Origin of the sequence: Undibacterium sp. Ji22W (assembly GCF_049340305.1) — a bacterium.
Lineage (GTDB): Bacteria > Pseudomonadota > Gammaproteobacteria > Burkholderiales > Burkholderiaceae_D > Undibacterium.
On the sequence record NZ_JBMPOU010000001.1, the window covers coordinates 1,457,151 to 1,475,850 of the forward strand.

Consider the following 18,700-nt stretch of genomic DNA (forward strand, 5'->3'; position numbering starts at 1 on the left):
TCCTTGGTGTTCCGGTTTGCGCTTTGTGGGGTTATGGCCAATAGTATAATCAGGTAGGTATGCTGGGCGCTAGGTTTTCGCCTTGCTACCAACCTACTCTGCATTGATGAGCCAGATTCGAATGACGCCTGGCAATGCCTGCGTTACGAAGTGGACATGACACCATAATCGGTAGTGCACTAAGCCGAAGTAGCCTATGCTCGTCATGGCTTTAAAGACTTTAAGCGCAAGTACGGCGAGGATGAAATCGCTACGGAGACCACACTCGTCATTCTTATCTAACAAAAAAGCGCGAAGACCCCATTGAATCTTCGCGCTCGAACTTACCGAGAATTTACCTCGACATTTTACTTAGCAACGGCAGCTAATTGCTTCCAAGTATCGATCACAGAATCAGGATTGAGGGAAATTGACTCTATACCTTCTTGCATCAACCATTCCGCAAAATCTGGATGATCTGAAGGTCCTTGGCCGCAAATGCCGACGTACTTGCCTGCTTTGAGGCAAGCAGAAATCGCACGTGACAACATCGCTTTGACTGCTGGATCTCGTTCATCGAAATCTGCGGCTAACAGCTCCATGCCGGAGTCTCGATCCAAGCCCAAAGTTAATTGCGTCAAATCATTGGAACCGATAGAGAAACCGTCGAAGAATTCTAAGAATTCATCAGCCAGAATCGCATTCGAAGGTACTTCGCACATCATGATCAAGCGCAAGCCATTTTCACCGCGCTTTAAACCATTTTGGCCTAGCAAATTCACGACTTTCTCTGCTTGACCTAAAGTACGAACGAAAGGCACCATGATTTCGACATTGGTTAAACCCATGTCGTTACGCACCCGTTTCATAGCCGTGCATTCCATCTCGAAAGATTCGGCGAAATCGCTGGCCAAATAACGTGCCGCCCCACGGAAACCCAACATTGGATTTTCTTCGTCCGGTTCGTAGCGTGTACCACCGATGAGTTTTTTGTACTCATTGGATTTAAAATCAGACAAGCGCACGATAACTTTTTTAGGCCAGAAAGCTGCGGCAATCGTTGCTACACCTTCGGCTAATTTATCGACGTAAAACGCTTTTGGCGATGCGTGACCACGAGCCACTGATTCGACCGCTTTTTTCAAGTCTGGATCAATATTTGGGTATTCCAAAATTGCTTTTGGATGTACGCCGATATTGTTATTGATGATGAATTCCAAACGCGCCAAGCCCACGCCTTCGTTCGGTACCGATTGGAAATCAAATGCTAATTGTGGATTACCCACGTTCAGCATAATTTTTAGAGGTAACTTCGGCAATTCACCACGAACTTCTTCAGTAACTTCGGTTTCAATCAAACCGTCGTAAATCTTACCTTCGTCACCTTCGGCGCAAGATACGGTTACGAGTGTGCCGTCTTTTAGCAAGTCAGTGGCGTCACCACAACCAACCACCGCTGGCACACCAAGTTCACGCGCAATAATCGCCGCGTGGCAAGTTCGGCCGCCTCGATTAGTAACGATGGCTGCCGCACGTTTCATCACCGGTTCCCAGTTAGGATCGGTCATGTCCGCGACCAATACATCACCTGGTTGCACGCGTTCCATTTCGGATGGATCGTGAATCACGCGCACACGACCTGCGCCAATTTTTTGACCAATTGCACGACCTGACACCAATACTGCGCCCGTGCCTTTCAGTTTGAAACGTTGTTGTGCGTCAGTGGCTTTTTGCTGCGATTTCACGGTTTCTGGACGTGCTTGCAAAATGTAGAGCTTGCCATCGCGACCGTCTTTACCCCACTCGATGTCCATAGGACGACCGTAGTGCTTCTCAATAATCACTGCATATTTCGCTAATTCAACGACTTCAGTATCGTTCAAAGAATAACGGTTACGCAGTTCGATAGGCACATCGACCGTCTTCACAGAACGACCCGCTTTGGCTTCGCCTGTGAATTCCATCTTGATCAATTTGGAACCGATGTTACGGCGGATCACAGGCAATTTGCCCAATTCCAACATCGGTTTATGTACATAGAATTCATCCGGATTCACTGCGCCTTGCACCACGGTTTCGCCGAGGCCATAGCTGGAAGTAATAAACACCACGTCTTTAAAACCAGACTCAGTATCAATTGTGAACATCACTCCAGCCGCGCCCAGATCCGAGCGCACCATGCGTTGTACACCAGCGGACAAGGCCACTTCCGCATGCGTGAAGCCTTTGTGTACACGATACGAAATCGCACGATCATTGTACAAAGATGCGAATACATGTTTCATCGCTTCTAATACATTGTCGATACCAACGACATTGAGGAAAGTTTCTTGTTGACCTGCGAAAGACGCATCTGGCAAATCTTCAGCGGTTGCAGAAGAACGTACTGCGAACGACATTTCAGCGGTCGAGTCAGCAACGAGCTTGTTATAGAACTCTTCGATTTCTTTTTGCAGACGTGGCTGGAAAGGTGTATCGATAATCCATTGACGAATTTCCGCACCGGCTCTCGCCAATTCCTTGACGTCTTCGATATCCAAAGTGGCAAGACGATCTGCAATGCGCTGCGCCAAAGGCAAACCACCATCGATACTATGCGATAAGAAATCACGAAATGCTTGTGCCGTGGTGGCGAAACCTCCCGGAACACGCACGCCTGCAGAAGCAAGCTGGCTAATCATTTCGCCAAGTGAAGCATTTTTACCACCTACGGAATCAACATCGGTCATCCGTAAGTTTTCGAACGAGGCAACGTACACAGATTCACTGTTTGCCTCGATATTTGCTGCGTTAGACATAACAACCTCTTTTTTGATGATAAGAAATCTTTCGCACTGCTTCGCCGCACAACCAGGGCTGCGCATTGATTCGTTGTCATGTGGGCTAATTTATTATTTTGTTGCCAGCATCAACGTGATATTGATCAGCATTTTACCTTGTGCGCTGCAAAAATCACATTTGCCAGAAAAATTTTATGGACTTTTCAATTTGATATATTTAGTTTGTCCATTTTCCCCTACATTCCTTATTTACCCAATCAATTACTGTACAATTTTCACTCTTCATTTGACCTAAATTTCACAACTATTCTCTATGCCAGACCATCATTCGCCCGTAGTTCCCGCCGCTAACCGCACGGTTTTCTTTGTTTCTGACGGAACAGGCATCACAGCGGAAGCATTTGGGCATTCCGTTATCACGCAATTTGACCTCAAGTTCAAGCAAGTTCGCTTGCCGTTTATCGATGATATTGACAAAGCTGAAGATGCGGTTAGGCGTATCAATGAAGCCTTTGAACTGACCGGTAATCGGCCCATTGTCTTCTCCACCTTGGTGAAACCAGATTTAGCTGGCGTCATTTTTAAATCCAAGGGTTTACACATGGATTTGATTCAAACATTTGTCGCACCTTTGGAAGAAGAACTCGGTATTAAATCGACACATACGGTCGGTCGCAGCCACAACATTGCGGATACTGAAGAATACAAAAATCGGATTGAGGCCATTAATTTTTCATTGGCGCACGACGATGGCCAATCAAATAAAAATTTATCGCTGGCCGATGTGATTTTGGTTGGCGTCTCGCGTTCGGGTAAAACACCAACCACGCTGTATTTGGCAATGCAATATGGCATTAAAGCGGCGAACTATCCTTTAATTCCAGATGATTTTGAGCGTGGCAAATTGCCGTCTGCATTGCCAGAATTTAAGGGGAAAATATTCGGTCTCAGCATTGCTCCAGAACGCTTATCTGAAATCCGGAATGAACGCCGTCCAGGCAGCAAGTACGCGTCGTTGGAAAACTGCCGTTATGAGGTCAATGAAGCAGAAGCGATGATGAAACGTGAAGGCATACGCTGGTTGTCTTCCACTGCAAAATCCATCGAAGAAATCGCCACCACGATTTTGCAAGAAGTAAAGCCAGATTCTCGTCTATAAAAACAAGAAAGCCTGAAGTAACGAATGCTACTTCAAGCTTTTTTTACTGCAAATGGTCAGGACCAAATCCAGCAAGTTTATTTTGAACCACCCGCAATCTGTTGGCGGACTTGTTCAAAAAAACAAATTGCGGCACTCGCAGCCACATTCAAAGATTCTATCTCGGCTTTCTGTGGAATTGTGACTGTGTCAGTCGCTAACGCCATCAATTCTGGATCAACACCTTGTCCTTCATGCCCGAATAACCAAGCCAATGGACGATTCAAATCCATTTGATAAATCGTCGTCTCGGTATGTGAACTGGTGGCCAACACCGGAATACTCGACGCGCTAATCAAGGCATGTAAATCGACAGCTTCAAAAATATCTAATAAAAAATGCGCACCCATACCCGCTCGCAAGACTTTCGGTGACCATGCTGAAGCACTACCGGTGCTGCAAAATACTTGCCGAATTCCTGCGCCAGCAGCGCTGCGCAAAATCGAGCCGAGATTGCCCGGGTCTTGTAAATTATCAAGCAACACCGTATTCACGCTTAATTGAAGCGGCGCTTGTTCCTGATTCGCGGCAATCACAAAAAGGATACCAACGCCATTCTCAACTTGGCTTAAAGCCTGATATAAGTTATCAGGCAATACGATACAATCCAGACCGTCTTCTTCACATAAAGCAAGTATGTGCGCGACTTCATGATGATCCACACAACTCGCAGAAACGACACATAACTCAGGCGCGCCGCGATGCTGCAAAAATGCTTGGCAAAGATGTACACCATCAAGCATGGTCTTCGCCGCTTTTTTTCTTGCGCTAGCACTTCCGGCTAAATGTTTGAGTTCTTTATATAAGGCGTTATCGCGTGAACTAATTTGTTTCATAGTCACAGGCCTTTCAAAAGCGCTTTCACGGGCGCATAAGATTTTCGATGAATCGGCGATACACCGTACTGTTTGAGCCGCTCTAAATGCAATGCAGTGGGATAGCCTTTGTGTTGATCTAAGGCGTACTCTGGGTACTGCAAGTGCAACTGCGCCAATAAATAATCGCGCGCCGTTTTTGCTAAAATTGACGCAGCAGAAATTGCGGGAACTTTATCGTCTCCTTTAATGATCGCTTCAGAGCGCACTGTCATCACCGGACAACGATTACCATCGATCAAGGCTAAGGTCGGCGTTACTTTCAATGCTTCTACCGCACGGCGCATGGCCAGCATGGTTGCCTGCAGAATATTTAAAGTATCTATTTCTTGCTCTGAGCATTCCGCAATTGCCCACGCCAATGCCTTTTCTTTGATCTCAATCGCTAATGCATCCCGTTGTGCTTCACTCAGTTTCTTGGAATCTCTTAAACCTGTGATTGGACGCGCCGGATCAAGTATTACTGCCGCAGCAGTGACCGGTCCAGCTAACGGGCCGCGCCCAGCCTCATCAACGCCACAAATCACCTCGTCTTGGTAATCGTACAGAGCAAATAAGGACAAATTTTCTTGTGTCGGATCAGCTTTTTCTTTGGATTTTTTAGTCATGCAAGAAGGCTTTCAGTTTTTCCATATCCAAAAAATAGTGACAAATCTGCTGCGCTTTTTGTCCACCGTCTGATCCACCTTTTTGACCAAATAAAACAGGTACCAACTCATCAAATCTGGCGACCAAAGTTTCATCAGCGTCGACATCAAGCACATCAATAATAATGGTTGTATCATTCAAATAGGCCTTGAGCTGTTCCAGCATGTCGTCACACAAGTGGCAGTATGTGCGCGAATAGAGCGTGAATTTAACTGCAGGATTGCTAGAGATTTCAGACATATGGGGGTAAAAATTGCAACGAATTGAGAATGCCGTGATTATATCGCCTCTGAACTGCTTTTAAATTGAATTCTCACAATAGACAAGGCCGCACAAGTTGCCTTATGCGACCTTAGTTACTTCTTTTTACAGAAAGACTACCCGGCAGGACGAATCACCAAGAACTGGGATGCCTCGCCACGACGCACCAATAAGACCACTGATTTTTTTATGTCTAACTTCGCTAACATTGCATCAAATTGCTTTGCATCTTTAATATCGACATTGTTCATCATCAAAATAATGTCGCCAGGACGTAAGCCACTGCCAGCGGCTAATCCATCAACGCTGTCAATCACGACACCATTACCATTGGGCATACCGCGTTTTTGGGCATCGTTCAGATCAGACACAGTAACTCCGAGATGGTTTTCTACCTTCTCTTTTTTAATCTTCTTGTCATTTTTCTGAATTGGCTTATCAGCATCTGCTTCACCAACCGTCATCGTAATGTCTTTAGCAGAACCTTTACGCCACACTGAAACGATGGCTTTACTGCCAGGCTTGGTTGCACCAACCATACGCGGTAGATCGCTGCGCTTCTCGATAGCATTACCGTTAAATTTAAGGATCACATCCCCTTCCTGTATGCCTGCTTTGTCTGCGGGACCGCTCGTTTCAACTCGTGCAACGAGAGCTCCTTGCGCCTTGCTTAATCCCAGGCTTTCTGCAACTTCTTTGCTCAAATCACCAATTTCGACGCCCATACGACCGCGAGACACCACGCCAGAGCTCTTTAATTGCTCCACCACACGCATGGCTTCATCGATGGGTATAGCAAAAGAAATACCCATATAGCCACCGGAGCGGCTATAAATTTGGGAATTAATACCAATCACTTCGCCCCGCATATTGATCAACGGTCCACCCGAATTACCAGGATTCACCGCCACATCAGTCTGTATCAATGGTAGATAGTCACCAGTGTCGCGAGCTTTGGATGAAATAATTCCTGAGGTGACCGTATTATCGAGATTAAACGGTGAACCTATGGCAATGACCCATTCACCCGCCTTGATTTTATCGGAGTCGCCAATAGCGATTTTCGGTAACTTGTTGCCTTCGATCTTTAATACTGCGACATCAGTGCGTCGATCACTTCCAATGACCTTGGCCTTAAATTCACGCTTATCAGTGAGCTTCACAACCACTTCAGACGCATCTTCAACGACGTGCGCATTCGTCAGGACATACCCATCCTGACTGACGATGAAACCTGAGCCGACGCCACGTGGCACTTCTTGCTCTTGTGGTCGAGGTACTTGACGACGATTTTTTGGAGCTTGTTGCGGCGCTGGGATGCCAAAAAAACGGCGGAAAAGCTCTTGTGCCTGCTCATCTTCGTTAAAAGGATCACCTTGAACCTGCGTGATTTTTTGTGTGGTACGAATATTTACGACAGCAGAACTAGTTTTTTCGACCAATTGCGTAAAATCAGGTAAGCCACTCACCAGTAAGGGAGCTTGTGGGGCGACTGTTGTTACCGGATTAGATTGCGCGGATGAAGACGCTTGGGCATTCGCGTTATTTGCCGTGCCAAAAAGGCTCACTGCTGAAAATACCGATGCGCTGATTAATACTGATGAGATAAGAATAGAAATATGTTTTTCAACCGGAAATGATCGACCTTTTTTCATATTGTCACCATGAATCTGAATTGTGTTGGACTATTTTTTAAATTGAATTGAATTGATTACTTGTTTAATTGCCGCATTTGGCACTTCTCCAACCACCGTCAACCAATTATCACCAAGCCGTTTTCCCATGATAGTCATTGCCCCCTGCTGCAAGCTGCCCTCAGTCCGACTACCGGTATTGGGTTCTACAAAAACCGAAATTGTTGACAATCCATCTGAGAACATCATTTGAACGACTTGATGTGATTTAGTTTGATTTGCATCTGTGCCCGATGCATTGCCTGAGATAGGAATGAATCGTTTAGTTTCAAGAGTCTTTTTGAACCCATTTGGCAAATTTTTGACTGTCCAACCAGAATGCACATTCGCTTGCACCGTCATGTTCTCAATTTTCCACTGCGAGATATTGGCAAAACTCGGCTTCAGCTTCGCCTTATCAACATCACCAAGTGAAATCTGCGTAAATGCGATTTGCTCAATCACTTCATTGCGCGGATTCAATGTTTGAATTCCCAGCAAGAGCCCTGAGTTTTTTTCCACACAAAGGCGAAATCCATAGCGCAATGCGTCTTTGGGTTGAAAGCTTAAGACCTGACACTCAGTACCTGCAACACGACTCATTTGCGCCTTTTTGATTAAATAAGACTCAGGCAATAAATGTGCGTTTTGATTGAGTAAAGCAGGAAATTCTTCCTGACTCAAATTCTGTTCAACTTGAATGACTTTACTCTCGGGCAGGTAACATGAAACTTCGCCGTTGCGACGAATATACTCACGTGGTTTCGCATCCAAGATTTCAAGTTTTTCGACTTCAGTGTCGCCGTCAAAACCATGGGTAATTTTAGATGTCTTGGTTTGGTTTCCCTGTTGATAAACAAAAGTCCCTGAGTAACTCGTTTTCTTGGCGGCGTTCTGTACTGATTGCAACATTTTTTGGAGCTCACGATCTTCATTAACCTGTGCATCGACATTGCCCGATGTTGACACCAGAGCCAAAGAAAACAAGACTAAGAAAACGTGTTTAAACCACATAAGATTATTTATTGGATTCAGTAGGAGAAACAACATTGGCACGCTGAACGTAGCGCGCACTATTATCTAAGCTTGGTGACACTTTTTGATGCGCTAATAAATAGCTATCCAAGCGCGGATCACGCAGCATTTCGACCTGATTTTCCAATTTAGGGGCAAACTCAGCATCCTTATTAAGATGAGCAACCGCAGAGCCAGAAGCCGAAGCACTAGTCGAAGCAGCGGAATTGGACGCCAACTTTACACCAGCTGCGGAGAATGGATCAGTCGATTCAACTTTCGCCATAGTGCCCTCCATGTTACCTGGAGATTTCAGCAAAGGAATGATTTGCGGCGCCATCAAAAAAGCCAGCATTACAGTCGCAGCAACACTCGTTACTGCCCAATAGGCAGATTTGTTTACGGCATTTTTTTTGTTATTTAGCGTGTTTTTTTGCGGTGCCAGAAGGACTGGTTCAGCATCTAACAAAGCAGACATTTTTGCAGAAAAACTCGGACTAAGCGTCACGGCTAAATCATCAGACCGCAACACATCACCAAGCTCATGATATTCAGTCCAGGTTTGCATTATCTGTTGACCATCTTGCCCCTTCAAACGATCCAACATTGTATCTAGCTGAGCATCCGAAAGCTCGCTGTCTAGCAAGCTAGAAATAAGTTCGTCATGGTTACTCTTGTTCATCATTTCTTCCCGGTTCAACTTCATTTATTTTTTATACTATGATCATTCACATTCAATTTTTTCTACCATCGCTGATCAATCGATGTGCCAATCAAAGGCCTCAGTTTTTCAGCAATTGCCTCGCGTGCCCTGAATATCCGGCTACGCACTGTTCCGATTGGACATAGCATGACTTCAGCAATTTCGTCATAACTTAGTCCTTCTATCTCACGCAAAGTAATCGCATTGCGCAACTCTTCTGGCAAAGACAACATTACAGCATTTACAGTTGCTGCTATCTGTTTGCTTGCCAACAAAGACTCTGGCGTATTGATATCTCTTAGTCCATCAGCGTCATGAAAAGTTTCCGCCTCTGAGACATCCGCGTCCGTTGATGTAGGTGCACGCCGCCCCTGAGTCACGAGATAGTTTTTAGCTGTATTAATTCCTATCCGATATAGCCACGTATAAAATGCTGAGTCGCCTCGAAAATTCGCCAAAGCGCGATATGCCTTAATAAACGCTTCCTGCACCACATCTTCTGCCTCTGCATGATCGTGGACGAGCCTAGACACAAGCCTATATAGTTTCCTTTGATATTTAGAAACCAGAAGCTCGAACGCCTTTTTATCACCACGCTGAACGCGCTCAACTAATAGTTGATCTATATCGCGCTCGTTTGTCACACAAACATTCCCATTTTGCCGAGTTCTTATTTATTTTTTGTTTAGAGATTTATTGTAACTAGTCGTTTGACTTTAACAAGCATTAAAAGTTCCCTTCAGACATTTGATTCGGATCAATCAAAGACCTCTGCCGTCTCTGAGACAGATATGTCAAAGCGACTCTCAATCGACGAAATTCATCAGCACTCACAGCATCACGAAAAATCAATAAGCGGCGCCGAATCCCGGACTCATCACGAACGTGCAGCAGTATCAATTGGGACCATACCAATATGGGAGAATCTATGGAAATAGCGTAAGAGTCTTGTTCATTTAAAGTTAAATGCATATCGTGCAAAACCATACGCCCTTCATCATCAATCTCTAATTTATAGGAAACCGTATCAGCCAATTGACCTCGAATCAATCGCACCACCCAAAGCAAACTTATGACAACTATCATCCAGCCATAAAAACCAAATTTTTTATGCTGCATCATTCCCACATACGACGATCCACAATAAACCAGACCCAATATCCACAACAAATATAACTTTAGTCTCTGTGATGACTTAACCAACACTGTCATAGCCAAGCGCATAGAAGTTCCGTTCGCAAAAAAAAAACACCACATACATTATGTGGTGTTTTTTTAATACGATCCAGTTTAAAACCAAGATTTTTTCAATCTTGAAATTTAAGCCTTAGCAAAAATCAGCGTTCCGTTTGTACCGCCAAAACCAAATGAATTTTTCATCGCATACTGAATATTCATATCGCGCGCAGTGTTTGCACAATAATCGAGATCACATTCTGGATCTTGATTAATGATATTGATCGTTGGTGGTGAAACTTGATTATAAACAGCTAAAACAGATAAAACAGATTCCAAACCACCAGCACCACCCAACAAATGACCGGTCATCGACTTAGTCGAATTGATCGTCATCTTGTAGGCATGATCACCGAATGCTGCTTTGATCGCGTCGGTTTCATTCTTATCACCCAAAGGTGTAGACGTACCATGCGCATTCAAGTAGCTGATTTGCTCCGTATTTAATCCGGCATTTTTTAATGCATTAACCATACTACGACGCGGACCATCAACAGTAGGCGTCGTGATATGGTAAGCATCACCGCTCATACCAAAACCTAACACTTCTGCATAGATCTTAGCGCCACGTGCTTTTGCATGCTCGTATTCTTCCAATACCATGACACCAGCGCCTTCGCCCAGAACAAAACCATCACGGTCTTTATCCCAGGGGCGTGAAGCCGTCGATGGATCATCATTGCGGGAAGATAAAGCACGGGCAGATGCAAAACCACCCAAGCCCAAAGGAGAAATCGTTGATTCCGCACCACCGGCAATCATCACATCCGCGTCACCGTATTCGATCATACGTGCAGCGTTACCTATGCAATGCAAGCCAGTCGTACAGGCAGTAACAATCGCCAGATTAGGACCTTTCAATCCATATTTGATCGACAAATTACCTGAGATCATATTAATGATAGAAGCTGGCACAAAGAAAGGTGTTATGCGACGTGGTCCACGCGCAATTAACACTTCTTTAGTTTCCTCGATCAATGGCAAGCCACCAATACCAGAACCAACAATCACACCAATACGCTCAGCATTTTCTTCGGTGACGATAATGCCACTATCTTGAAAAGCCTGCACACCAGCGGCGATACCAAAATGGATAAAAGTATCCATATTGCGCGCCTCTTTTGCTGGAATATAATCTTCAATATTGAAGCCCTTCACTTCCCCAGCGAAGTGGGTGGTGAATGGCGTCGCATCAAATTTAGTGATTGTTGCAATGCCAGACTTACCAGCGAGGATGGCTGCCCACGTATCAGCGATATTATTGCCGACAGGAGACACACAACCAAGGCCAGTAATTACAACTCGACGTTTACTCGTAAGGCTCAAGCGTCTCTCCTGGAATTAATAAAGCAATCCGACAGAATTAAGCTTTGACGTGCGCAGTTGCGTAGTCGATTGCTTGTTTAACAGTCGTGATTTTTTCTGCTTGTTCGTCAGGGATTTCCATTTCGAACTCATCTTCCAAAGCCATGACCAACTCAACTGTGTCGAGTGAGTCTGCACCCAAATCATCTACAAAGGAAGATTCAATTTTGATGTCAGCTTCAGCGACGCCTAATTGTTCAGCGACGATTTTTCTAACGCGTTGTTCGATATCAGACATGTGGTCTCCATTAGTGGTTACAGAAAGTGCGCGCATTTTATCAGGTTTGCGCGCGAAAAGAGCATTTTTAGATGCCGCATCGCCAACTCCGCTCAATTTCAGCGAAATTCGCTCAATTTACAACAACTATATTAACACAAATACATGCCACCATTCACATGAATCGTTGTTCCCGTGACATAACCAGCACCAGGCGATGCCAAAAAGACAGTTGCGGCGGCAATATCTTCTGGCTGACCTAATTTACCCATAGGGATTTGTGACAAAATTGCATTCTTTTGATCATCGGTTAACGCCTTGGTCATATCCGTATCAATAAATCCCGGCGCAATGCAGTTGACCGTAATATTACGACTGCCAATTTCGAGAGCCAACGCGCGACTCATCCCAGCCACACCTGCTTTAGCTGCAGCATAATTCATCTGCCCAGGATTACCAGAAGAACCAACGACAGACGTAATATTAATAATACGGCCATGTTTAGCCTTCATCATGCCACGCAAAACGGCGCGAGATAAACGCGCAACAGAATTCAGGTTGGTGGAAATAACACTATCCCAATCATCCTCTTTCATGCGCATAGCCAATTGATCTTGAGTAATGCCAGCATTATTAACTAATATAGACAAGGAACCGAATTCTTTCTGAATTTCATCAACCAAAGAGCTACAACGCTCAACATCGTTGACATTAAATGCTACACCCTTGCCAGCCTCTGGACTCACTTCTTGCAGATAAGCTGTAATGGCTTGCGCACCAGACTCAGAAGTGGCGGTACCAACCACTTTCGCACCGGCTCGCGCCAAAGCGAGCGCAATTGCTTTTCCAATTCCACGAGAAGCCCCCGTTACCAAAGCCACTTGATTTGCCAATTGTTGCGTCATATTCCCTCACTATCTTGTCAGACTCGGCGGCAATGCGCCTGTCACAATTTTTTATTTAATAAATTTAATTACTTGCTTGACCACAACCCACAATTAATTAAAATTTAATTCGAGTCTAAGGAAGCCAATACCTTCTCCAGCGTCTCTTGATCATAGATCGCGTCACCGATCAATTCGCTATTGATACGCTTAGTCAAACCTGCCAGCACCTTACCCGGGCCACATTCGATCAATTGCGTAATACCAGACGCCGCAATCGCATGCACCGTTTCAACCCAACGCACAGGACTTGCTGCTTGACGCACAAGCGCATCCTTTATCAAGGCTGGATCAGTAACAATCGCAACATCAACATTATTAATCAATGCAATCGCAGGAGCGGAGAATGACACATTGGTCAAATACTCACGCAATTGGTCTGAAGCGGGTTTTAATAAAGAAGAATGGAAAGGCGCTGAAACCGGCAATGACAATGCACGTTTCGCCCCCTTTGCTTTCGCCAGTTCACATGCACGCTCAACAGCAGCTTTGCTTCCAGCGATCACAACCTGAGCAGGCGCATTGAAATTGACGGCCTCAACCACCTCAGAAGTTGCCGCTGCAGCTTCTACGCATGCAGCAATCACATCCGAATCACTCAAACCTAGAATTGCAGCCATGCCACCTTGGCCAACTGGCACTGCATTCTGCATAGCCTGCGCACGAAAACGCACTAGCGGCACCGCATCTTTGAAAGCGACCACGCCAGCTGCAACCAATGCTGAATATTCACCCAAGCTGTGGCCTGCGACGATAGCAGGCTGCTTACCTCCAGCCGCAATCCAAGCACGATAAGTGGCGACCGCTGCTGTCAACATCACTGGCTGCGTATTCGTCGTTAAATCCAAATCTTCCTTAGGACCTTCGGAAATCAATTTCCCCAAATCCATTTGCAAAGCATCAGAAGCTTCTGCAATCGTGTCTTGAACAACGGGGTTACCAGCAAAGCCATTTAACATCCCAATTGCTTGTGAACCCTGACCTGGAAATACAAATGCAAATTGCGTCATAATATTTTTACTCTACATATTTTTAAATGAAAACAACAAAGCTATCAAGATTACATCTTGACCAGTGCAGCGCCCCATGTGAAGCCGCCACCAACACCTTCTAGCATCACAATCTGACCTTTCTTGACACGGCCATCACGCACAGCTGCATCCAAAGCTAACGGAATAGAAGCTGCAGACGTATTACCGTGCTGATCCACTGTCACAACTACTTTATCCAAAGGCAATTTTAATTTTTTTGCGGTACTTTGCATGATACGAATATTAGCCTGATGCGGAATTAACCAGTCAATTTGACTCGCATCCATGCCCGCGATTTCCAAGGCTTCATTAGCAACTTTTTCCAGCACATTGACTGCTAATTTGAAGACTGCCTGACCATCCATATACAGAAACGCGCTGCCAGCAATCACACCAGCATTGACGCTTCCAGGTACGCATAAGATATGCCCGTAACTTCCGTCCGCATGCAATTTTGTGGCCAAAACACCGGGCTCATCTGATCTTTCCATGACGATCGCACCAGCGCCATCACCGAACAGAACACAGGTCGTACGATCCTCAAAATTGAGAATGCGCGAGAAAACTTCAGCACCAATAATCAGCGCTTTCTTATGCGAGCCGGACTTGATCATGCTGTCGGCCATTGCCATCGCATAAATAAACCCACTACACACCGCTTGAACATCAACTGCCGCAGCGCCGTTGGTGATACCCAACTTATTTTGTACGACACAAGCAGTACTTGGAAAACCGCCAAAAAAATCGGGCGTAGAGGTAGCTAGAATAATTAAATCGATATCGTTCGCTTGCAAACCAGCCGCTTCAAGCGCACGCTTCGCAGCCTCAACTGCCATATCACTGGACGTGACGTTCGGCTCGGCGTAATGGCGGGCGGAAATCCCACTACGCGACACGATCCATTCATCGGAAGTTTCAATTCCCTTTGCAGCTAATTGTTCTGCTAGTTCGTGATTTGTTACTTTTCTCGGTGGCAGGTAGCTTCCTGTGCCTATAATTTTGCTATAGAAAGTCATGCGTCTTTATCTGTATTATTGTTCAGTCAAACCGGAACTATCTGTACTTGCCTCTACGGGCACTGGCATTAATTCCGCCAAGGATGTTGTGATGCGCGCAAGCACATCATTTTTTACTGCATCGAATGCACGTTGTATTGCCCATTCATAACTATATTTATCAGCGCCACCATGACTTTTAATAACGATGCCGCGTAAGCCCAATAAGCTACCGCCATTGTAATTTGATGGATTCATGGTTTTTGAAATATGCTTCAAAGCACCGCGTGCGATCAGTGCTCCCAGCATATTCAGCGGATTACTCTTAAACGCATCCGTCATTGTTGTTTTAACGAAGCGCCCCAAGCCTTCGACTGCTTTCAAGGTGACGTTACCCACAAATCCGTCACACACCACAATATCAGTAGTACCCTTGAAAATATCATTACCTTCAACGTTACCGTAAAAATTTAAGAGACCACGCTCATGATCCGCACGTAACAACTGCGCAGTGCGTTTCACTACATCATTACCCTTAATATCTTCCTCGCCGACATTGAGCAGACCAACTGTCGGGCGCGGTTTATTTTCGAGCGCCGCCACCAAAGCCGAGCCCATAATCGCAAATTGATGCAAATGCAAAGGTTCGCAATCGACATTCGCACCAAGATCAAGCATGTAAGTTGGGAGCTTTTTCTGATTCGGCAGTATGCTACAAATCGCTGGGCGATCAACACCCGGCATAGTTTTGAGAACATAGCGAGACACCGCCATCAAGGCGCCGGTATTACCAGCCGAAACACAAGCTTGCGCCAGCCCTTCTTTCACTTGATTTAGTGCAACACGCATGGAGGAATCTTTTTTTCTGCGCAAGGCAATCTCGATGGGGTCATCCATCTCTACCATTTCACTCGCATGCACGATCGATAATCGTGGATGACTTTGCGCGCCCAATTTCTTTAACTCTGTCTGCAGGACAGCTTCCTGCCCCACCAAAACAAATTCAACATCGGGCTCGCGGTTCGCAAATGAAACTGCTGCCGCCACAGTGACTGATGGACCAAAATCTCCGCCCATACAATCAATTGAAATTTTTATTGTCATGTATTTGTTACTATTTTTTCACCCTAAGAGGACTATCTTATCAAGAATGACGCAAAGAATCATCCGATTTAAGTTCGTTGGTGAAAAATGAAAGAATCAATGAACAAAAACAAAAGCTGGTTTTGAACATTTTTTGAATAAAAAAAAGCGGCGTCAAGTACGAGACTCGCAACGCCGCTTTATCGCTAAGAACAGATTACTCGTCGTTCTTAGTTTTCAATACTTTACGACCACGATAAAAGCCATTTGGGCTAATGTGGTGACGCATATGTGTTTCACCTGTTGTTGGCTCGATACCCAACTGCGGTGCAGTCAGAAAATCGTGTGAACGGTGCATACCACGCTTGGAAGGTGATTTTTTGTTTTGCTGAACGGCCATGATAACTCCTAATACTTCAAAAAATGTTTCTAAAATTTAACACACTTGAATCGACAATCAAATCTTTTTTGCCGCTCAAGAATCCCTAACAATACTTCGACCTGAGTGTTTTTTTCAGAATAATGCCACTAGGTACGCCCACTTACTTTTCATTGCAACTTCTTCAGCACAGCGAATGGAGACACTTTAGTACTAGTGCTCGCTGTATCTACCGCATTTACATCGTTCGCTGCCTCTGATTGATTGAATGAACCAACTACATCAGGGCATACTGCATGTTTGGGCGATTGGGGTATTGCCAGCAACGCTTCATCCTCGATCAAATCCATGACGTTGAATGCTTTGCTGCCTACTACTACATCAATCTCGTCATCTTCGAGCATGCTTTCAATTTCGTCGGCATGATCATCGTCTTTGGCGAGAATTAATTCTACTTGTGAATCTATTGCGAAATCGTAAGACGTTAAGCAACGCTGGCACATCAATTGAAGCTGTCCATTAACAGTCAGTGTCAGTTGAGGAAAACCCAATTGATTTACACCGCCTTGCAAAGACCAGTTCAATACACCATCACCATTTGCGCACTCCACGGATAAACGCGGAAATTCGGCAATTTTCGTACTACCTTCACGTTGTTCACGGTGCTGACAAAACGTAAAAGCGTCGATGACAAATGCTTGCATAGGATTTCTAGACCCAGAAAACCTGCGATAATAACAGGATTACACCTTGATAGTCAAAGCCTTAGCGCATTTAGACATAAAGGAACGTCAAATTTTTCTTCAAACTTCACAAAAATGGCCGTTTAATACGAAAAAGAACTTCACAATGCCGAAAAAATTAGCAAATACATCAATCCCTCAAATCATACTCGCCACCAGCTCTACCTATCGCAAAGAATTATTCGCCCGTTTGGGCTTGCCATTTCTGGCGGTTAGTCCGGATATCGATGAAAGCCCCAAACTGACAGAGCGGCCAGAACAAACTGCGATGCGACTGGCAATAGAAAAGGCAGAAGCCATCTCACAAATTCACCCTGATGCGATTATTATCGGCTCAGATCAAGTTGCGACCTTGGAGGGGCTGCAAATTGGAAAGCCTGGCAACCATGTCCGAGCCTTGCAACAGCTACAAATGATGCGAGGAAAAACAGTTATTTTCCATACAGCACTCTGCGTACTCAGCAACTCATCGCAACATAAAAATCACGCCATTCAAATTCAAAATTGCCAAACGATAGTTCGTTTCCGCGATTTAATTGATGCAGAACTGGACGCCTATCTTCACATTGAAAAACCGTATGATTGTGCAGGTAGTGCGAAAAATGAGGGCCTCGGCATAGCGCTTCTAGAATCAATACAAAATGATGACCCGACCGCACTAACTGGTCTGCCATTGATTACTTTATGTAGCATGTTACGCAATCTTGATGTCAAATTTTTTGCTTAGCGCCTCTATAAGCTTCGCGCAACTCACATTCACAATCTGATCATCATATAGACCAATTATAAATAAGGACCTCCATGAGCGGCACTCTCTATTTAATTCCGAATACACTCGGCCAATCAGAATCGACAAAAGGCAATGTTTTGGCGCATATCATCCCAGAAACTGTACAAGCGATGAGCGCCCAACTACATTATTTTGTCGCTGAAAATGCCAAAACAACGCGCGCATATTTAAAGACTTTGAATCAATACCATCCCCTAACAAAGCCGATGCAAGAACTACAGATAGCAGAACTAAATGTCAACACTCCGGATGCTGCATTACAAGCCTTACTTCAGCCATTGATTGACGGCCACGATGTTGGATTGATCTCAGAGGCTGGCGTACCAGCAGTGGCAGACCCAGGCGCAAATCTGGTGCGACTGGCGCATCAGCAGCATATCAAAGTATGCCCTTTAGTTGGCCCTTCTTCCCTATTACTTGCTTTAATGGGTAGCGGCTTAAATGGGCAAAGTTTTGCTTTTCACGGCTATTTACCAACGGATGCAAATGCACGCACGAAACGCATAAAAGAACTGGAAGATCGATCCCGCAAAGAAAAACAAACACAGCTCCTAATCGAAACACCCTATCGCAATAGCGCCATGTTAGAGGCGCTTGCCAGTACATGTGCTCCATCAACATTAATTTGTGTTGCGACGGATCTAACTCTAGAAACAGAATCAATTCAAACTAAGACTGCCGCTGAATGGAATAAGAAAATACGAGCGAATGCTGCCCCGAATTTTCACAAAAAGCCGACGGTCTTTTTGTATCTGGCGTGACACACAAGGTTTTACGCATAAAACA

Annotated in this window: 20 protein-coding genes; 3 read left to right on the forward strand and 17 right to left on the reverse strand. The window is 45.0% G+C overall.

What is annotated here, in order from left to right; genetic code table 11:
• Positions 1–347 precede the first annotated feature (347 nt).
• Positions 348–2,777 (reverse strand): phosphoenolpyruvate synthase, encoded by a 2,430-nt coding sequence (ppsA, locus tag ACO0KW_RS06250; protein ID WP_423051675.1) that lies wholly within the window; start codon positions 2,775–2,777, stop codon positions 348–350.
• 295 nt (positions 2,778–3,072) lie between these two features.
• Between ppsA and ppsR the strand changes: the two genes are divergently transcribed.
• The gene (gene ppsR, locus ACO0KW_RS06255; protein WP_423051677.1) at positions 3,073–3,918 is read left to right on the forward strand and encodes a posphoenolpyruvate synthetase regulatory kinase/phosphorylase PpsR; all 846 of its coding nucleotides are present in this window, start codon (positions 3,073–3,075) and stop codon (positions 3,916–3,918) included.
• 77 nt (positions 3,919–3,995) lie between these two features.
• Here ppsR and ACO0KW_RS06260 read toward each other — a convergent pair whose 3' ends face one another.
• The 16 genes from ACO0KW_RS06260 to ACO0KW_RS06335 form a co-directional block, all read right to left on the reverse strand.
• Positions 3,996–4,793, reverse strand: a complete 798-nt coding sequence (locus tag ACO0KW_RS06260; protein WP_423051679.1) for a TrmH family RNA methyltransferase — start codon at positions 4,791–4,793, stop codon at positions 3,996–3,998.
• 2 nt (positions 4,794–4,795) lie between these two features.
• Positions 4,796–5,440 carry a ribonuclease HII gene (gene rnhB, locus ACO0KW_RS06265; RefSeq protein ID WP_423051681.1) on the reverse strand — a complete coding sequence of 215 codons (645 nt, stop codon included), beginning with the start codon at positions 5,438–5,440 and terminating at the stop codon, positions 4,796–4,798.
• On the reverse strand, positions 5,433–5,720 hold the full coding sequence (locus tag ACO0KW_RS06270; RefSeq protein ID WP_423051683.1) for a glutaredoxin family protein: 288 nt from the start codon (positions 5,718–5,720) through the stop codon (positions 5,433–5,435). The genes rnhB and ACO0KW_RS06270 overlap by 8 nt, the downstream gene beginning before the upstream one ends.
• A 137-nt stretch (positions 5,721–5,857) precedes the next feature.
• Complete coding sequence (locus ACO0KW_RS06275) at positions 5,858–7,396, reverse strand: DegQ family serine endoprotease (protein ID WP_423051685.1); 1,539 nt, start codon at positions 7,394–7,396, stop codon at positions 5,858–5,860.
• Between the two features lie 30 nt (positions 7,397–7,426).
• Entirely contained in the window at positions 7,427–8,428 is a 1,002-nt protein-coding gene (locus ACO0KW_RS06280; RefSeq protein WP_423051687.1) for a MucB/RseB C-terminal domain-containing protein, read from the reverse strand.
• Positions 8,429–8,432: 4 nt separating this feature from the next.
• Positions 8,433–9,113, reverse strand: a complete 681-nt coding sequence (locus ACO0KW_RS06285; RefSeq protein ID WP_423051689.1) for a sigma-E factor negative regulatory protein — start codon at positions 9,111–9,113, stop codon at positions 8,433–8,435.
• Positions 9,114–9,172: 59 nt separating this feature from the next.
• Positions 9,173–9,775: an RNA polymerase sigma factor RpoE gene (gene rpoE / locus ACO0KW_RS06290; RefSeq protein WP_423051691.1), complete on the reverse strand. Its 603-nt coding sequence runs from the start codon at positions 9,773–9,775 to the stop codon at positions 9,173–9,175.
• Between the two features lie 82 nt (positions 9,776–9,857).
• Positions 9,858–10,388: a protein YgfX gene (locus ACO0KW_RS06295; protein WP_423051693.1), complete on the reverse strand. Its 531-nt coding sequence runs from the start codon at positions 10,386–10,388 to the stop codon at positions 9,858–9,860.
• Between the two features lie 63 nt (positions 10,389–10,451).
• Complete coding sequence (fabF, locus tag ACO0KW_RS06300) at positions 10,452–11,693, reverse strand: beta-ketoacyl-ACP synthase II (protein ID WP_423051695.1); 1,242 nt, start codon at positions 11,691–11,693, stop codon at positions 10,452–10,454.
• Between the two features lie 37 nt (positions 11,694–11,730).
• Positions 11,731–11,970 (reverse strand): acyl carrier protein, encoded by a 240-nt coding sequence (gene acpP / locus ACO0KW_RS06305; protein WP_186889650.1) that lies wholly within the window; start codon positions 11,968–11,970, stop codon positions 11,731–11,733.
• A gap of 131 nt (positions 11,971–12,101) precedes the next feature.
• Entirely contained in the window at positions 12,102–12,854 is a 753-nt protein-coding gene (fabG, locus tag ACO0KW_RS06310) for a 3-oxoacyl-ACP reductase FabG (RefSeq protein WP_423051697.1), read from the reverse strand.
• A 104-nt stretch (positions 12,855–12,958) separates the two neighbouring features.
• Complete coding sequence (gene fabD, locus ACO0KW_RS06315; RefSeq protein ID WP_423051699.1) at positions 12,959–13,903, reverse strand: ACP S-malonyltransferase; 945 nt, start codon at positions 13,901–13,903, stop codon at positions 12,959–12,961.
• Between the two features lie 50 nt (positions 13,904–13,953).
• On the reverse strand, positions 13,954–14,940 hold the full coding sequence (locus ACO0KW_RS06320) for a beta-ketoacyl-ACP synthase III (RefSeq protein ID WP_423051701.1): 987 nt from the start codon (positions 14,938–14,940) through the stop codon (positions 13,954–13,956).
• Positions 14,941–14,955: 15 nt separating this feature from the next.
• Positions 14,956–16,023 (reverse strand): phosphate acyltransferase PlsX, encoded by a 1,068-nt coding sequence (gene plsX, locus ACO0KW_RS06325; RefSeq protein WP_423051703.1) that lies wholly within the window; start codon positions 16,021–16,023, stop codon positions 14,956–14,958.
• A gap of 196 nt (positions 16,024–16,219) precedes the next feature.
• Positions 16,220–16,402, reverse strand: coding sequence for a 50S ribosomal protein L32 (rpmF, locus tag ACO0KW_RS06330; protein WP_212678171.1), 183 nt, complete (start codon positions 16,400–16,402; stop codon positions 16,220–16,222).
• A 149-nt stretch (positions 16,403–16,551) separates the two neighbouring features.
• On the reverse strand, positions 16,552–17,085 hold the full coding sequence (locus ACO0KW_RS06335) for a YceD family protein (protein WP_423051705.1): 534 nt from the start codon (positions 17,083–17,085) through the stop codon (positions 16,552–16,554).
• A 145-nt stretch (positions 17,086–17,230) separates the two neighbouring features.
• Between ACO0KW_RS06335 and ACO0KW_RS06340 the strand changes: the two genes are divergently transcribed.
• A complete protein-coding gene (locus ACO0KW_RS06340; RefSeq protein ID WP_423051707.1) occupies positions 17,231–17,851 on the forward strand; it encodes a Maf family nucleotide pyrophosphatase in 621 nt (206 codons plus the stop codon).
• Between the two features lie 74 nt (positions 17,852–17,925).
• A complete protein-coding gene (locus tag ACO0KW_RS06345) occupies positions 17,926–18,675 on the forward strand; it encodes an SAM-dependent methyltransferase (RefSeq protein ID WP_423051709.1) in 750 nt (249 codons plus the stop codon).
• Positions 18,676–18,700: the final 25 nt, after the last annotated feature.

Bases quoted from the DNA above. Each gene is read 5' to 3' on its own strand.
- ppsA (WP_423051675.1), bottom strand. From the start codon at position 2,777: ATGTCTAACGCAGCAAATATCGAGGCAAACAGTGAATCTGTGTACGTT.
- ppsR (WP_423051677.1), top strand. From the start codon at position 3,073: ATGCCAGACCATCATTCGCCCGTAGTTCCCGCCGCTAACCGCACGGTT.
- ACO0KW_RS06260 (WP_423051679.1), bottom strand. From the start codon at position 4,793: ATGAAACAAATTAGTTCACGCGATAACGCCTTATATAAAGAACTCAAA.
- rnhB (WP_423051681.1), bottom strand. From the start codon at position 5,440: ATGACTAAAAAATCCAAAGAAAAAGCTGATCCGACACAAGAAAATTTG.
- ACO0KW_RS06270 (WP_423051683.1), bottom strand. From the start codon at position 5,720: ATGTCTGAAATCTCTAGCAATCCTGCAGTTAAATTCACGCTCTATTCG.
- ACO0KW_RS06275 (WP_423051685.1), bottom strand. From the start codon at position 7,396: ATGAAAAAAGGTCGATCATTTCCGGTTGAAAAACATATTTCTATTCTT.
- ACO0KW_RS06280 (WP_423051687.1), bottom strand. From the start codon at position 8,428: ATGTGGTTTAAACACGTTTTCTTAGTCTTGTTTTCTTTGGCTCTGGTG.
- ACO0KW_RS06285 (WP_423051689.1), bottom strand. From the start codon at position 9,113: ATGATGAACAAGAGTAACCATGACGAACTTATTTCTAGCTTGCTAGAC.
- ACO0KW_RS06295 (WP_423051693.1), bottom strand. From the start codon at position 10,388: ATGTGGTGTTTTTTTTTTGCGAACGGAACTTCTATGCGCTTGGCTATG.
- acpP (WP_186889650.1), bottom strand. From the start codon at position 11,970: ATGTCTGATATCGAACAACGCGTTAGAAAAATCGTCGCTGAACAATTA.
- fabG (WP_423051697.1), bottom strand. From the start codon at position 12,854: ATGACGCAACAATTGGCAAATCAAGTGGCTTTGGTAACGGGGGCTTCT.
- fabD (WP_423051699.1), bottom strand. From the start codon at position 13,903: ATGACGCAATTTGCATTTGTATTTCCAGGTCAGGGTTCACAAGCAATT.
- ACO0KW_RS06320 (WP_423051701.1), bottom strand. From the start codon at position 14,940: ATGACTTTCTATAGCAAAATTATAGGCACAGGAAGCTACCTGCCACCG.
- plsX (WP_423051703.1), bottom strand. From the start codon at position 16,023: ATGACAATAAAAATTTCAATTGATTGTATGGGCGGAGATTTTGGTCCA.
- rpmF (WP_212678171.1), bottom strand. From the start codon at position 16,402: ATGGCCGTTCAGCAAAACAAAAAATCACCTTCCAAGCGTGGTATGCAC.
- ACO0KW_RS06335 (WP_423051705.1), bottom strand. From the start codon at position 17,085: ATGCAAGCATTTGTCATCGACGCTTTTACGTTTTGTCAGCACCGTGAA.
- ACO0KW_RS06340 (WP_423051707.1), top strand. From the start codon at position 17,231: ATGCCGAAAAAATTAGCAAATACATCAATCCCTCAAATCATACTCGCC.
- ACO0KW_RS06345 (WP_423051709.1), top strand. From the start codon at position 17,926: ATGAGCGGCACTCTCTATTTAATTCCGAATACACTCGGCCAATCAGAA.